Origin of the sequence: Marivita lacus (assembly GCF_014637725.1) — a bacterium.
Classification (GTDB): Bacteria; Pseudomonadota; Alphaproteobacteria; order Rhodobacterales; family Rhodobacteraceae; genus Marivita; species Marivita lacus.
Map to the genome: position 1 here is coordinate 20,346 of NZ_BMFC01000006.1, position 12,592 is coordinate 32,937.

The window sequence follows — 12,592 nt, forward strand, 5'->3', positions numbered from 1 at the left end:
CGGTCATAGCCAGCCTTTCCATTTGCAGAAGAGATATGTCGCAAGCGCGCTGCCCGCCATCAGGGCGGTGGCGATCAGGTAGCCGTGCGGATGCGCGAGCCCCGGCACGTAGGCGAAGTTCATGCCGTAGACCGAGGCAACAAGCGTTGGTGGCAGAAACAGGATCGCCACCACCGACAGCACCCGGCTGGCCGAGGTCTGCTCCAGCGTCACGAACCCCAGCGCCACATCGGTCAGCTGTGCGACGCGGCTGGACAGGAAATCGGCATGTACCAGAAGCGACTGGATGTCCCGGTTGCGCGCCTTGACCAGCGGTTGCAGGCGGTGCTTTTCCCGGCCCAGCGAGAAACTGGTGAGCGCGCGCCCCAGCGTCAGAAGTGACAGCCGGAACTGGCCAATCGCCTCGCCGCGTTGCCCGATGTCGCGCAGCCGCTGTTCCAGCGCCCGTCCGCGCAGGCCGTCGCCTTCGAAAAGCGCGTGCGACGCCGCATCGAGCGCCCGGCCATCGGCCTCCAGAAGGTCGGCCAGTCGCGCGATGATCTCTTCGACCAGCCCAAGGAAGAGATGCAGATGCGTGCTGCACCCTGCGGTGCTGGCGGCAGCATGGCTGGCGAAGGTCTCGAAGGGACGCGGCGTGTGATAGCGCACCGTGACCATCCGCTGCGGCGTCAGGATAAAGGCGACCGGTCCTGTGCTGCGGCGCTTTTCCACGTCCAGACCCGGCAGGGTGACGGTCAGAACCTCGGTCTCACCCGCACGATAGAGCCGGTTCGAGAGTTCGATCTCTTCCATGTCCTCGAGCGTCGGCACATCGATTCCAAGCGCGGTCACCCGGTCGACCTGCGCCGGTTGCGGGCGGTAGAGGTCGATCCACTGGGCGTCCGCGAGGTCGTCTTCAGGCGCGCGCTGCCGCAGGGTCCGGCCGTCGATCTGGTAGGCAAAGAGCATCCGTCACACCTGCAGGACAGAGCTGACAAGCAGCTGGGTATAGGCGTGCTGCGGATCGTCCAGCACCTGATCGGTCAGGCCCGCCTCGACCACATGGCCGTCCTTCATCACCATAAGCCGGTCGGCCAGAAGCCGGACGACGGCAAGATCATGGGTGACGATGATCGCCGACAGCCCCATGTCGCGCACCAGACCGCGCAGAAGATCGAGAAGCCGCGCCTGCACCGACACGTCGAGCCCGCCGGTGGGTTCGTCCATGAAGACCAGCCGTGGCCCGGTGACCAGATTGCGCGCGATCTGGAGGCGCTGCTGCATGCCGCCGGAAAATGTGGTGGGGCGATCATCGACACGGCCCGCGTCGATCTCGACCCGGTCCAGCCAATCCACTGCCTTGCCGCGAATGTCGCCGTAATGCCGCGCGCCCACGGCCATCAGCCGTTCGCCCACATTGCCCCCCGCCGATACACCCATGCGCAGCCCGTCGCGCGCGTGCTGGTGGACAAAGGCCCAGTCGGTGCGGCTCAGCATCCGTCGTTCGGGTTCGCTCATGGTGACCGTGTCGCGGGGGCCATGGCCCCGCGTGTCGAACACCACCGCGCCCGCATCGGGGGGCAGATGCCCCGCCATGCAATTGAGCAGCGTGGATTTGCCGGAGCCAGACTCGCCGACGATGCCCATGACTTCGCCGGGATAAAGATCGAAGGACACGTCGGCACAGCCGATATGCGCGCCGTAATGTTTGCTCAGGCCCTGAACGGACAGCAGAGGGGTCATGAATGGGACTCCAGAAAACGGTTGATTGCGACCTGCATTTCGACCGGTCGGTCCTGCGGGATCATGTGGCCGGTGTCGAAGGTCACACAGTCGAGCTGCGGGCAGGCGGCTTTCATGTCGGCGCAGCTGGGCGGGCGTGTCAGGAAGCTTGTCTTTCCGAAAATCGCCAGCACGGGAATCTTTGCCCCGCTGATCCGGTGCATGAGGTCCTCGCCGTCAAAGAGCGCCGCTGCAACCATGGCGTCGCTCAGGGATGCGGGATCGTTCGCCGCGATCCAGTGCTGGAACTCCCGCCGTTTGGCCACGGTCTCGACCCGGTAGGACACCAGCTTGCCGATCGTTCGGGGACCAAGCGCGCGCACGATCCACGGCGCGAGTTTCGGACCGAGGGTCTTCACCCCCAATGCCCGGATGGTGAGCGGAGTGTCGACCAGAACCAGCGCCCTGATGTTCAAGGACGGGCGCGCGGCCAGATCCATCGCGACCATGCCGCCAAGGCTGTGGCCCACAAGCGCCGCGTTTGCCGGGATCTCGGGTGCCAACGCATCGGCCATGGCGGCCACGCGCGGGCGCGCCGCCCTTGGACGGTCGCCATGGCCGGGCAGGTTCAGCGGGTGACCGGGAATGTCCTCCCAGCTTTGCGCGTTCAGCCCGGCACCGTGCAGATAGATCGTGCCGGTCACGCTGCATCCTTTCCGCGATGTCCTGCGGTTTGCCGCGCCTCGCAGTAATCGGTGTCGGAACAGACGAACATCCGCCCGCCCGCGTCATCGATAATCACCTCGTCAAGATAGCTGTCGGTCGCGCCGCACATGCCGCAGGGGTGATCGGCCTTGGTGGCCTCGAACGGGTGATCCTCGAAATCGAGGCTGACCACCTGCGTGTAGGGTGGCAGGGCATAGATGCGCTGTTCGCGGCCCGCACCGAAAAGCTGGATCGCAGGGCAATCGCCCAGCTTGGGATTGTCGAATTTCGGGATCGGGGACGGGTCCATGACGTAGCGCGCCTCGACCTTGACCGGGTAGGCATAGGAGGTGGCAATATGACCGTGGCGGCTGATGTCCTCGTACAGCTTCACATGCATCAGCCCGTATTCCTCGAGGCTGTGCATCTTGCGGGTCTCGCTTTCGCGCGGTTCGAGAAAGCGCAGAGGTTCCGGGATCGGCACCTGGTAGACGAGGATCTGACCCTCGCTCAGCGGCACTTCGGGGATGCGGTGGCGCGTCTGGATCACCGTCGCTTCGGTTGTGATGGTGGTGGTGGCGACGCCTGCGGTGCGTTCAAAGAAGCTGCGGATCGACACGGCGTTGGTGGTGTCATCCGCGCCCTGATCGATGACCTTGAACCGGTCCTCGGGTGTGAGCACGGCGGCGGAGACCTGGACGCCGCCAGTACCCCAACCGTACGGCATGGGCATCTCGCGGCTGGCAAAGGGCACCTGGTAGCCGGGGATCGCCAGACCCTTGAGGATCGCACGGCGGATCATGCGCTTTGTTTGCTCGTCCAGATAGGCAAAATTGTATTCCGAGGAGGGTGTCACAAGACTGTCTCACTGCTGTGGTTAATGCGACGAAACGAGTCGCTGTCCGAAAACCCGGGGGTGTTATGGTCGCGTTGATGATTACTTTTCTTTGGTGGGTGGGCGTTGCCCTCGTGGCGTGGCTTGCGCTGGAACCCGTGCTGTTCCGCCTGCTGCCGCGTCTCGAACGTCTGTTGCCCAGCGACATCATCGGGCCGGATGGCTGGTTCGCCGACACGACCAACCAGAGCGGCATTTTCGACCTGCCGCTCAAGCGCCGTCGCGGCTGAAGCTTTTGCTGCACCGATCATAGCACGGACCGGTCTGTCAGGGCAGCGTCCAGCGCTTCGGGCGATGTGAAGTGGATGCCATCCATCCCGACAGCGCGGGCACCTTCGACATTGTGCAGCCCGTCGTCGATGAAGATGCAATCGCCGGGCGCAACACCGGCGCGGTCGCAGAGCAGGCGAAAGATGCGCGGGTCGGGTTTGATCATGCCTTCCTCGCCTGACACCACCAGCGCCTCGAACACCTCTGCCAGACGGGGATGCACCTTGAGCCCCTCGGGCCAGGTTTCCGCCGACCAGTTGGTGATCGCATGCACGGGCGTGCCCTGCGCCTTGAGCCGGTCCAGAATCGCCCATGTGCCATGGATCGGATCGGCCACGGTGCGGGTATAGAGCGCCACGTAATCGACGAAATGCGCGCGGTCGTCCGGGTCTTCGATTTCGAGCGACAGATCGGCAAAGCGTTCGCCGCCATCGGCCCGCAGGTTCAGCGCCCTGAAGTCGATCCGGTCGATAAAGGCCTGCGATGCCTCGGCCGAGCCGAACCGGTCAAGCCATGCCAGATGCGGTTGCCAGTCCACCAGCACACCGCCGATGTCGAAGACGACGTGTTTCGTGGTCATGCGAGACTCCCTGTCCGAGACGCCACAAGTGGGCCGTAATTCTGCGCTACACACGCCCCGCGAAAGATGTGCGAGGTGCTATGGACTGGACTGTGATCCTGATTGCGTTGGGCTTTGCAGCCCTGCTGGCCGGTCGGACCTTCGTCGGCATCTGCTTTGAGAGCAGTTGGCTGAATTCGACCCTGGAAGGATCGTCCGACAGCGACGGCGACGGCGGATGTGACGGCGGGGATGGCGGCGACTAGGGTCATTCCGCAGCCTCCTGATGCTGGCTTTTCTCGACTGAACGGCGCAGCTTGCGCACCAGTTCCAGTTCGGACTGGAAATCGACGTAATGCGGCAGCTTGATATGTTCGAGGAAGCCTGTCGCCTGAATGTTGTCGGCATGGTACAGCACGAATTCCGCGTCCTGCGCCGGTGCGCCGACATTGTCCTCGCCCAACTCCTCCCAACGCAGCGCCCGGTCGACCAGCGCCATCGAGATCGCCTTGCGTTCGGTCTGGCCAAAGACCAGCCCGTAGCCGCGCGTGAATTGCGGCGGCTCGGTTTTCGACCCTTTGAACTGGTTGACTGTTTCGCATTCGGTCAGGGTGATCTCGCCGATTTCGATGGCAAAGCCCAGCTCGGGGATGTCCATCTCTACGGGTACGGTGCCTATGCGCAATTCGCCGACGAAGGCATGGTTGCGGCCATAGCCGCGCTGCGTGGAATAGGCCATCGACAGTGTAAAGCCTTCGTCGGCGCGGGTGAGGGCTTGCAAGCGCAACGCGCGGTCGGCGGGCATTTCCAGCGGTTCGCGTGTGAGATCCGGCGGCGGTGTGTCGTCTGGCTGGGCTTCTTCGATCAGGCCTTCGCGGTTCAGGAACCCGGTCACATGCGGCACCGGGGCGGGATCGGCCTCGCGCATGGGCGCTTGCGGCACCTCGCCGTCGGCAGCGAGCTTGAAATCCAGAAGGCGGTGCGTGTAGTCGAAAGTCGGGCCAAGCACCTGCCCGCCGGGCAGATCCTTGAACGTGGCCGAGATGCGCCGGTCACAGGCCATGTCGCCCGTATCGACCGGGGAGGACGCACCGAAACGGGGCAGGGTGGTGCGATAGGCGCGGATGAGGAAGATCGCCTCGATCAGGTCGCCGCGCGCCTGCTTGATCGCCAGTGCCGCCAAATCCGGATCGTAGAGCGAGCCTTCGGCCATCACGCGGTTGACGGCAAGGCTGAGCTGTTCGCGGATCTGCGCGATGGACAGCTCGGCAACCGAAGCGTCGCCGCGCCGTTCTTCGGCCAGCCAGGCGTGGGCGTTCTGGATGGCGCGTTCGCCGCCTTTGACTGCAACGTACATTATGAGACCTTGGTTGAGCGGGGCAGCGCCGCGATGCGGTCACCGCTTGTGAAGAAGAAATCCAGACCGAGCGGGAAGAGGGCTGCGTTATCCTGAAACGCCTGTGTCTCGGGTAGGGACAGCGCGGCGGTGTCGCGGATGCCGGGGCCAGTCAGGGTGGTGCCGCTTTGAGCAAGATCGGCGCTTTCCACGATCAACGTCGCCGACCGATCCGGGTATTCCGATGTCCCGACGGGATAGACGGAAAGCGGGTTCAGCGCGTCCCATGTGCCAAGCGCGAACATGCAGGTCGCAGGCCCTGTGAGCGGCGCGCCGGTGTGGAACGCGACCCACGCGCGCACGGCGTCGCAATCAGCGTTGCCCGCGAGGTACACCGGGGTTTCCGTGTCACAGAGTGTCAAAAGCGCAACGCCTGCGGCGACGGAGAGCGGCGCGGGGGGCTTTGCGCCCTTGAGTGCGTGAATCGTGCCGGGGCGAGCCATCGCCTCCATCACGCCGCGAAACGCGTGTGCGGCATCGGTGGCGGGGCTTGTGAATCCGCCTTCAAGCGTTTGCGCCTGCATCAGTCTTCCCCCCGGACCATGGTAAAGAAATCCACCTTGGTGGCGGCGGCCTTTTGTGCGCGCGTGGTGCGTCGTGCGGTCTGCTCCTGCTCCAGAGGCTCCAGCACCCTTGCGCGCAGGGTGGCGGCGGCATCGGTGAACATCAGCGCATCGACCAGTGCCGCCGCTTCGGCGTCAGGCTTGCTTCGGCCCTGGATATAGGCATGCCCGACTTCGCCGGTTGTCAGTGTCAGTGCGCAGCGCGTGACGGTCATTTCGCCGAGGTTGAACGGCGCGCCGGTGCCGCCCGCACGACCGCGCACCATGACGCTGCCGATCTCGGGCGCGCGCAGCCATGTGAAAGTGGGGCGCGTCAGGGCGGCATCCAGAAGGGCGGCGACGCGTCCCTCTCGGGCCTTGGCCATCAGGCTCATCCAGGCCTTGCGATCCGGGGTCTGGTCGGTGGTGTCTTTCATCTCGACAACTTTGCGATTTCCTATACAACTAGACATATCATAGCAGGTTCGCCGGGACGAGACAGGGGAGATTTGTGAAATTTGAGTGACATGGCCCCAATGAACCGCAAGCGCACCCCGGTCTGGCAGGCCATCGCCACGGCCCTGCGCGCCGATATATCCGAAGGTCGCTACCAGCCCGGAGACCAGTTGCCGACCGAGGTGCAACTGGCGGCGCGGTTCGGTGTCAACCGGCACACGGTGCGCCATGCGCTGTCGCATCTGGTGGAGGGCGGGCTGGTGCGGACCCGGCGCGGTTCGGGGGCCTTTGTCGCGTCCACGCCGACCGACTATCCGATCGGCGAACGTGTGCGGTTCCACGAAAACCTGCTTGCCGCCGGGCGCAGGCCGGAGAAGCGTGTGCTTGACGTAGACTGTCGGGCAGCAACGTCGGGCGAGGCGCGGGCTTTGGAGATCGACGAGGGTGTGCCGGTCTGCGCCTATCATGGGCTGTCGCTGGCGGACGGGGCGCCGATCGCGTTGTTCGAAAGCGTCTTTCCGCTGGACCGGCTGGAGGGAATCGACCGCCACCTGACCGAGACCAGCAGCGTGACCGAGGCATTGGCGCGCGCCGGCGTCGCCGACTATACCCGTGCCTCGACCCGGCTGACGGCGGTTCTGGCGGATGTCACGCAGGCGCTGCACCTGCATCTGCGCGAAGGCGATCCGCTCTTGCGCTCCACGAGCGTCAATGTCGACGCGACGGGTCAGCCGGTGGAATACGGGCGGACGTGGTTCGCCGGGGATCGGGTTACGTTGACGCTGGAGGTCTAGCCTCCGAACCGTTCCAGAAATTCCTCGGCGCTGAGCGACCGAAAGTCGTCCAGCGCCATGCGCAGCGCGTCGTGCGGCCAGTTCCACCACGCGAGGTCGATGAGGCGTTCGGCGATCTCGGGCGGCTGGCGGTCGCGCAGGGGGCGGGCGGGCGTGCCGGCGACGATGGTGTAGGGGGCGACATCCTTGGTCACGACCGAGCCGCTGGCAACCACAGCCCCGTGGCCCAGCGTGACCTCGGGTTTGATCATCGCGCCGTGGCCGATCCACGTGTCATGGCCGATCACCGCGCGGCGGGTCTTGCGGTGGTTCAGGAAATCCTCGTCCGGGCGGGCATCGTCCCAGTAATCCTGCGACCGGTACAGGAAATGGTGACAGGCCGCCGTGTCCAGCGGGTGGTCCGTGGCACCGATCCGCACGAAGCTGGCGATATTGGCGAACTTGCCTACATCCGCATTGGCAATGTCGCCGTAGCGGTCGCAATAGCTGTAATCGCCGATATGGCTGTGGGCGATGCGGCTGCCCATGCCGATCTCGGTATAGGCGCCAAAGGTGCTGTCGGTCAGGGAGCACCCCTCGTGAACGAAGGGTGCGTCATGGGTCAATCGGGTCATGTCAGTCCTTGCGGCCGATCAGCTTGCCGCGCAACCAGCCCGAGAAGCTGTCCATGACCATCACCATGATGACGATGAGCAGGATGTAGTATGACACCTCTTCCCAGTCCTTCTGGGTCTGGATCGCCTGTGTCAGCATCAGGCCAATGCCGCCGCCGGTGATCGCGCCGATGATGGTGGCGGACCGGGTGTTGGATTCGAGGAAATAGAGGACCTGACTGAGCAGGATCGGCACGATCTGCGGGATCACGCCAAAGCGGTAGCGTTGCAGCGGCTTGGCCCCGGTGGAGGCGACGCCCTCGATCTGCTTTTCATCCACGTTTTCGAGCGCTTCCGAGAAGATCTTGCCGAAGGTGCCGCTGTCGGTGATGAGGATCGCCAGCGCGCCGGTCAGCGGGCCGGGGCCAAAGGCACGGGCCAGGACGACCGTCCAGATCAGGGCATCCACGCCGCGCACGAAATCGAAGATGCGCCGCATGCCAAAGCGCAGCGCGCCGAAGGGCGAAAACCGCTTGGCTGCGACAAAGGCCAGCGGAAGCGCCAGCATTGCGGCCCCGAAGGTGCCGAGGAACGCCATCAGGATCGTCTCGCCGATGGCCCAGGCGACGTCCTTGTGCCGCCACATGCCGTTGTTCCAGAAATCCGACACCGCGCCCGAGATATTGGGGCGGCCCGGGTCGATGCGGTCGCCAAGGGCGATCTCGGTAAAGCTGCGGTTGTGATAGGGGCTGTCGAGCGTGAACCAGAACAGCTCCCAGCCGGGGAAATAGCGGAACACCTCGGTGCGGGTGCGGGTCATCGTCAGGCGGCCCGCGTCGGTGGTGACGGTCATGCGCTGGTCCGACAGGTTGATCCAGTCGGGAACCGGGTCGGACAGGTTGGTGATCAGGCTGCCATCGACAAGTTGCGCCTCGATGGTGCCGAAGCCGGGCACGTCATAGGCCACGGCGTTGTCCGGCAGAAAGCGCACCTCGTGACCGTCTTCGAGGTCGATCACCAGTGCGGTCTCTTCGTCGCCGCTGACCCATGCGGGGCGCGTGCCTTCGGCATAGGCGCCCTTGCGTTCGCCCTCGATGGCGTAGGTTGTACCGCCCCGGCGGTTGTCGCGGGTCACGTGGGTCTTGTAGGACCAGCTGTCCGAGGCAAGGATCACCGCGTTTTCCGTGCTCGCCCGCTGGGCCAGTCCAGCCACGTCAAAGGCGATGGCGATATAGGCCAGATATGCCACGATGATCGCCGGAACGGCAAAGGCGGTGATGCGCTTGCGCTGGAACAGCGCGTCGGCCGAGGTCTTGGCTGATCCAAGGGAAGCGGTTGCGTCGGTCATGGTCACTGTCCCTCGGTCAGTTTGTTGCGGTAGCGGCTCGAGATCTGGTCGAAGAACACAATGGTGCCGAACAGCAGGACAAAGATCGCCGCCGCCTCGTCAAAACGCCCCGGCCCCCAGGCCATGGCATTGCGCAGCTCGAATCCGATCCCGCCCGCGCCGACAAAGCCAAGGATCGCCGATGCGCGGATGTTGATTTCAAAGCGCAGCAGCGTGTAGCTCAGGAAGTTCGGCGCGACCTGCGGCAGAACGCCCAGCCACATGCGCTGGGTCCAGTTGGCGCCTGTGGAGGCCAACCCCTCGACCGGCTTGAGATCGGCGTTTTCCGCCACCTCTGAATACAGCTTGCCAAGCGCGCCCGCCGTGTGCAGCGCGATGGCGATCATCGCGGGCACCGGCCCGCCGCCCAGAATGAAGATCAGCACCAGCGCGATCACGATTTCCGGCACCGCGCGCAGGATGTCCATCAAGCGGCGGAACACCGGGATCAGGCGCGGCCAGCGCGCCAGCCCGCGCGTCGACAGCAGCGACAGGATCAGGCCGACCATGGCCCCGATCAGGGTCGAGACGGCGGCAATGTTGATCGTCTCCATCAGGGCGGGAAAGTACTTGAGCAGCAGACCGGGCAGGTTGGCCCGCTTTTCCCATGCTTCTGACAAAACATCTGCCGGGAAATCCAGCATCTGCCGCCAGCCGTCCCAGAAGCCGCCGGCATTGCGCCCGTCGGCAACCATGAACCCCGACACCATCAGAAGGACGAAGATCGCAAGCGTCAGCCCGCCATACATCCGGCGGCGGCGCACCTGCGCCATGTAGCTGTCCTGAATGCGGTCGACCTCGCGGCGGGTCGGTCCTGAAAGCGTGGCATCGGTCATGGGTCACTCCAAAAAAGACGGGGCAGCGGTATGCGCTGCCCCGGTCCGTGTTCGTGTCGATCAGTTGCCCTGAACGGCCTGACGCACTGCGATGATGCCCTTGTAGGCGTCATGGGTGATCGGCATGAAACCCGAGGTTTCGCCAGCGGCCATGTTGTAGGCGCACTGTTCGTCCTTGCCGTGCAGCTCGTTGAGGAACTGGGTCACGTCTGCCTTGACCTGCTCGGGCAGGGCGCGGCGCAGAACGATCGGGCCTTCCGGGATCACTTCGGATTTCCAGATCTCGACCAGGTCGTTCATGTCGACGAGGCCCGAGTCGGACGCCTTGCGCAGCGCGCCGGAGTTGTAGCCGTCCAGCCATTCGCCCTGACCGTCGGCCCATGTCACGCCGGCATCCACATCACCGTTGGCCACTGCGACGATGGTCTGCTCGTGACCGCCGACAAAGCGGACTTCACCGAAGTAGTCGCCCGACTCCATCGTGGCACCGATCGCCGTCGGGATTTCGACGGACGGAATCAGGTAGCCGGATGTGGAGTTCGGATCACCGAAGGCAAAGACCTTGCCCTTCATGTCGTCGAGCGAGGCGATGCCGCTGTCTGCGCGGGCAAAACCGATGGAGTGATAGCCGTAGGAGCCGTCGAGGTTGGTCTTGACCAGAACCACGTCAACCGCTTCGGGGTCGGTCATGTAGGTCTTGGCATAGGCCGATGCACCCAGCCACGCCATGTCGATGGTGCCGCCCAGCAGGCCCTGGATCACGCCGTCATAATCGGCCGGGGTGAAGATCTTGGTTTCTACGCCAAGCAGGTCTTCGACATAGGCGCGCACGCATTCGTTCGAGTTCAGACGGTCCTGGGCGTTTTCTCCACCAAGGATGCCGATGCGAAATTCGGTGATTTCCTGCGCAAAAGCTGCGCTGCTAAGGGCTGTGGATGCGGCAAGCGCAAGTGCGATGGTCTTTTTCATCTGTCTCTCCATTGGATACGATGAGGGAAAGGGCCCGCAAGAGCGGGGTGGAAACTGGCTCAGGCCGGAACAGGCTGTGCGGTGGTCCTGTCCAGTGTTTCGATGGCGGTGGAGGTGGCGGCTTCGGAGAAATCCGCGCCCGCGCCGTAGATGTCGCGGGCCACTCCGGTTGTCAGTTGCTCGGGGCTTCCGTCAAAGACGATGCGACCGTCGCGCATGCCGATCACCCGGTCGCAATAGCGGCGCGCGGTGTCGAGCGTGTGCAGGTTGGCGATGACCATGCGCCCGTCTTCCTCGTGGATGCGGCGCAGCGCGTCCATCACGATCTGGGCGTTCATCGGGTCAAGGCTGGCAATCGGTTCATCGGCAAGGATGATGCTGGGGTCCTGCATCAGTGCGCGCGCAATGGCGACGCGCTGCTGCTGGCCACCCGAAAGCGCCTCGGCGCGTTTTGGGGCCTGTTCGGCAATGCCCAGACGGTCGAGGATCTCGATCGCCTTGTGGATGTCATCCTGCGGATAGAGGTTGAACATCGTCGCGAAGGTGGAGCGACGGTTCAGCGTGCCGTGCAGCACGTTCGACACCACGTCCATGCGCGGAACAAGGTTGAACTGCTGGAAGATCATCGCGCAGCGCGATTGCCATTCCCGGCGCGCGGCACCCTTGAGGGACGAGATTTCGCGCCCTTCGAACAGGATTTCGCCTTCGCTGGCATCGCTGAGGCGGTTGAGCATACGCAGAAGGGTTGATTTGCCCGCACCAGACCGACCGATGATCCCGATCATCATGGGCCGGTCCACGGTGAACGTCGCGGCATCAACAGCAGTCTTGTCGCCAAACCGTTTTGTCAGTGACTTCAGCTCAAGCATCGTAACCCCCAGTGCTCTTTGAGGGGGCGGATACGGGGTCACTGCGACGCCATCACGACAGTTTTGAATCTGATTTGCGAAGTTCAGGAATCTGTTTTGTAACAGGAAGCGTCTTGCTGGCGGCTACGCCGGATTGCGGCAGGGGACACACACCTTCATCAAAAGTTATCCACAATGTGTCATGAAACCGTTACATTTGAAAATTGCGTGCTACATTTGAGCCATGAAACAAGCTCTTGCCCTTGCTTTATGCACTCTTGCCTTAGCTCCGCAGGCTCAGGCGTCGACGATTTCCGATCTGTTCTGCGATGACAGCGCGCGGCTGGAGCGACAGCTTTTGACAATCCACGGTGCGCAGAAGCAGGGCTACGGGATGCGCGGGCCAAATACGCTTCTGGAAATGTGGATCGCGCCGTCCAGCGGCGACTGGACGCTGGTTCAGAACTACGCAGATGGCCGGTCCTGCATCGTCGCCATTGGCGAGCATTGGGAACAGATCCCGCCCGAGGCCGATCCCGCCTGATCGCCTCCTGACCTGCGCAGCAATGCGGCGCTTTTGCCGCCGATGCCCAAGAACTGGTCGCAAAACCAGCGCTTTTTCCGCCACATCCACGCTATCT

The 12,592-nt window shown here is 63.9% G+C and carries 17 protein-coding genes; 4 read left to right on the top strand and 13 right to left on the bottom strand.

What is annotated here, in order from left to right; translation table 11 throughout:
• Positions 1 to 3: 3 nt before the first annotated feature.
• The 4 genes from IEV82_RS12650 to IEV82_RS12665 are packed head-to-tail and all read right to left on the bottom strand — an operon-like array spanning position 4 to position 3,262.
• On the bottom strand, positions 4 to 948 hold the full coding sequence (locus IEV82_RS12650; RefSeq protein WP_188482401.1) for a CorA family divalent cation transporter: 945 nt from the start codon (positions 946 to 948) through the stop codon (positions 4 to 6).
• Positions 949 to 951: 3 nt separating this feature from the next.
• Positions 952 to 1,722 (bottom strand): phosphonate C-P lyase system protein PhnK, encoded by a 771-nt coding sequence (phnK, locus tag IEV82_RS12655; RefSeq protein WP_188482402.1) that lies wholly within the window; start codon positions 1,720 to 1,722, stop codon positions 952 to 954.
• Complete coding sequence (locus IEV82_RS12660; protein WP_188482403.1) at positions 1,719 to 2,405, bottom strand: alpha/beta fold hydrolase; 687 nt, start codon at positions 2,403 to 2,405, stop codon at positions 1,719 to 1,721. The genes phnK and IEV82_RS12660 overlap by 4 nt, the downstream gene beginning before the upstream one ends.
• Entirely contained in the window at positions 2,402 to 3,262 is an 861-nt protein-coding gene (locus IEV82_RS12665) for an alpha-D-ribose 1-methylphosphonate 5-phosphate C-P-lyase PhnJ (RefSeq protein WP_188482404.1), read from the bottom strand. The genes IEV82_RS12660 and IEV82_RS12665 overlap by 4 nt, the downstream gene beginning before the upstream one ends.
• A gap of 77 nt (positions 3,263 to 3,339) precedes the next feature.
• Between IEV82_RS12665 and IEV82_RS12670 the strand changes: the two genes are divergently transcribed.
• On the top strand, positions 3,340 to 3,531 hold the full coding sequence (locus tag IEV82_RS12670) for a hypothetical protein (protein ID WP_188482405.1): 192 nt from the start codon (positions 3,340 to 3,342) through the stop codon (positions 3,529 to 3,531).
• Between the two features lie 17 nt (positions 3,532 to 3,548).
• On the opposite strand, the gene IEV82_RS12675 is transcribed toward IEV82_RS12670, so the two are convergent.
• Positions 3,549 to 4,151 carry an HAD family hydrolase gene (locus tag IEV82_RS12675; protein WP_188482406.1) on the bottom strand — a complete coding sequence of 201 codons (603 nt, stop codon included), beginning with the start codon at positions 4,149 to 4,151 and terminating at the stop codon, positions 3,549 to 3,551.
• 80 nt (positions 4,152 to 4,231) lie between these two features.
• Between IEV82_RS12675 and IEV82_RS12680 the strand changes: the two genes are divergently transcribed.
• Entirely contained in the window at positions 4,232 to 4,396 is a 165-nt protein-coding gene (locus tag IEV82_RS12680; RefSeq protein WP_188482407.1) for a hypothetical protein, read from the top strand.
• Positions 4,397 to 4,398: 2 nt separating this feature from the next.
• Here IEV82_RS12680 and IEV82_RS12685 read toward each other — a convergent pair whose 3' ends face one another.
• Genes IEV82_RS12685 through phnG form a run of 3 tightly spaced genes read right to left on the bottom strand, consistent with a single transcriptional unit; the run spans position 4,399 to position 6,505 of the window.
• Positions 4,399 to 5,487, bottom strand: coding sequence for a carbon-phosphorus lyase complex subunit (locus IEV82_RS12685; protein ID WP_188482408.1), 1,089 nt, complete (start codon positions 5,485 to 5,487; stop codon positions 4,399 to 4,401).
• Complete coding sequence (gene phnH, locus IEV82_RS12690) at positions 5,487 to 6,050, bottom strand: phosphonate C-P lyase system protein PhnH (RefSeq protein WP_188482409.1); 564 nt, start codon at positions 6,048 to 6,050, stop codon at positions 5,487 to 5,489. Before phnH ends, IEV82_RS12685 begins: the two co-directional genes overlap by 1 nt.
• Positions 6,050 to 6,505 carry a phosphonate C-P lyase system protein PhnG gene (gene phnG, locus IEV82_RS12695; protein WP_188482410.1) on the bottom strand — a complete coding sequence of 152 codons (456 nt, stop codon included), beginning with the start codon at positions 6,503 to 6,505 and terminating at the stop codon, positions 6,050 to 6,052. Before phnG ends, phnH begins: the two co-directional genes overlap by 1 nt.
• A gap of 99 nt (positions 6,506 to 6,604) precedes the next feature.
• Between phnG and phnF the strand changes: the two genes are divergently transcribed.
• A complete protein-coding gene (gene phnF / locus IEV82_RS12700; protein ID WP_188482411.1) occupies positions 6,605 to 7,318 on the top strand; it encodes a phosphonate metabolism transcriptional regulator PhnF in 714 nt (237 codons plus the stop codon).
• Here phnF and IEV82_RS12705 read toward each other — a convergent pair.
• Genes IEV82_RS12705 through phnC form a run of 5 tightly spaced genes read right to left on the bottom strand, consistent with a single transcriptional unit; the run spans position 7,315 to position 11,972 of the window.
• The gene (locus IEV82_RS12705) at positions 7,315 to 7,932 is read right to left on the bottom strand and encodes an LbetaH domain-containing protein (RefSeq protein WP_188482412.1); all 618 of its coding nucleotides are present in this window, start codon (positions 7,930 to 7,932) and stop codon (positions 7,315 to 7,317) included. The two genes, phnF and IEV82_RS12705, sit on opposite strands and share 4 nt — an antisense overlap.
• Position 7,933: 1 nt before the next feature.
• Positions 7,934 to 9,259 carry a phosphonate ABC transporter, permease protein PhnE gene (phnE, locus tag IEV82_RS12710; protein WP_188482413.1) on the bottom strand — a complete coding sequence of 442 codons (1,326 nt, stop codon included), beginning with the start codon at positions 9,257 to 9,259 and terminating at the stop codon, positions 7,934 to 7,936.
• Between the two features lie 2 nt (positions 9,260 to 9,261).
• The gene (gene phnE, locus IEV82_RS12715) at positions 9,262 to 10,134 is read right to left on the bottom strand and encodes a phosphonate ABC transporter, permease protein PhnE (protein WP_188482414.1); all 873 of its coding nucleotides are present in this window, start codon (positions 10,132 to 10,134) and stop codon (positions 9,262 to 9,264) included.
• Between the two features lie 60 nt (positions 10,135 to 10,194).
• On the bottom strand, positions 10,195 to 11,103 hold the full coding sequence (gene phnD, locus IEV82_RS12720; RefSeq protein WP_188482415.1) for a phosphonate ABC transporter substrate-binding protein: 909 nt from the start codon (positions 11,101 to 11,103) through the stop codon (positions 10,195 to 10,197).
• A 59-nt stretch (positions 11,104 to 11,162) separates the two neighbouring features.
• Complete coding sequence (gene phnC, locus IEV82_RS12725) at positions 11,163 to 11,972, bottom strand: phosphonate ABC transporter ATP-binding protein (protein WP_188482416.1); 810 nt, start codon at positions 11,970 to 11,972, stop codon at positions 11,163 to 11,165.
• A gap of 223 nt (positions 11,973 to 12,195) precedes the next feature.
• Between phnC and IEV82_RS12730 the strand changes: the two genes are divergently transcribed.
• Complete coding sequence (locus IEV82_RS12730; protein ID WP_188482417.1) at positions 12,196 to 12,495, top strand: hypothetical protein; 300 nt, start codon at positions 12,196 to 12,198, stop codon at positions 12,493 to 12,495.
• The last annotated feature ends 97 nt before the right edge of the window (positions 12,496 to 12,592 follow it).

What these genes read in the sequence shown, in the direction of transcription:
- IEV82_RS12650 (WP_188482401.1), bottom strand. Translation starts at nt 948, where the DNA reads ATGCTCTTTGCCTACCAGATCGACGGCCGGACCCTGCGGCAGCGCGCG.
- phnK (WP_188482402.1), bottom strand. Translation starts at nt 1,722, where the DNA reads ATGACCCCTCTGCTGTCCGTTCAGGGCCTGAGCAAACATTACGGCGCG.
- IEV82_RS12670 (WP_188482405.1), top strand. Translation starts at nt 3,340, where the DNA reads ATGATTACTTTTCTTTGGTGGGTGGGCGTTGCCCTCGTGGCGTGGCTT.
- IEV82_RS12675 (WP_188482406.1), bottom strand. Translation starts at nt 4,151, where the DNA reads ATGACCACGAAACACGTCGTCTTCGACATCGGCGGTGTGCTGGTGGAC.
- IEV82_RS12680 (WP_188482407.1), top strand. Translation starts at nt 4,232, where the DNA reads ATGGACTGGACTGTGATCCTGATTGCGTTGGGCTTTGCAGCCCTGCTG.
- IEV82_RS12685 (WP_188482408.1), bottom strand. Translation starts at nt 5,487, where the DNA reads ATGTACGTTGCAGTCAAAGGCGGCGAACGCGCCATCCAGAACGCCCAC.
- phnH (WP_188482409.1), bottom strand. Translation starts at nt 6,050, where the DNA reads ATGCAGGCGCAAACGCTTGAAGGCGGATTCACAAGCCCCGCCACCGAT.
- phnG (WP_188482410.1), bottom strand. Translation starts at nt 6,505, where the DNA reads ATGAAAGACACCACCGACCAGACCCCGGATCGCAAGGCCTGGATGAGC.
- phnF (WP_188482411.1), top strand. Translation starts at nt 6,605, where the DNA reads ATGAACCGCAAGCGCACCCCGGTCTGGCAGGCCATCGCCACGGCCCTG.
- IEV82_RS12705 (WP_188482412.1), bottom strand. Translation starts at nt 7,932, where the DNA reads ATGACCCGATTGACCCATGACGCACCCTTCGTTCACGAGGGGTGCTCC.
- phnE (WP_188482413.1), bottom strand. Translation starts at nt 9,259, where the DNA reads ATGACCGACGCAACCGCTTCCCTTGGATCAGCCAAGACCTCGGCCGAC.
- phnE (WP_188482414.1), bottom strand. Translation starts at nt 10,134, where the DNA reads ATGACCGATGCCACGCTTTCAGGACCGACCCGCCGCGAGGTCGACCGC.
- phnD (WP_188482415.1), bottom strand. Translation starts at nt 11,103, where the DNA reads ATGAAAAAGACCATCGCACTTGCGCTTGCCGCATCCACAGCCCTTAGC.
- phnC (WP_188482416.1), bottom strand. Translation starts at nt 11,972, where the DNA reads ATGCTTGAGCTGAAGTCACTGACAAAACGGTTTGGCGACAAGACTGCT.
- IEV82_RS12730 (WP_188482417.1), top strand. Translation starts at nt 12,196, where the DNA reads ATGAAACAAGCTCTTGCCCTTGCTTTATGCACTCTTGCCTTAGCTCCG.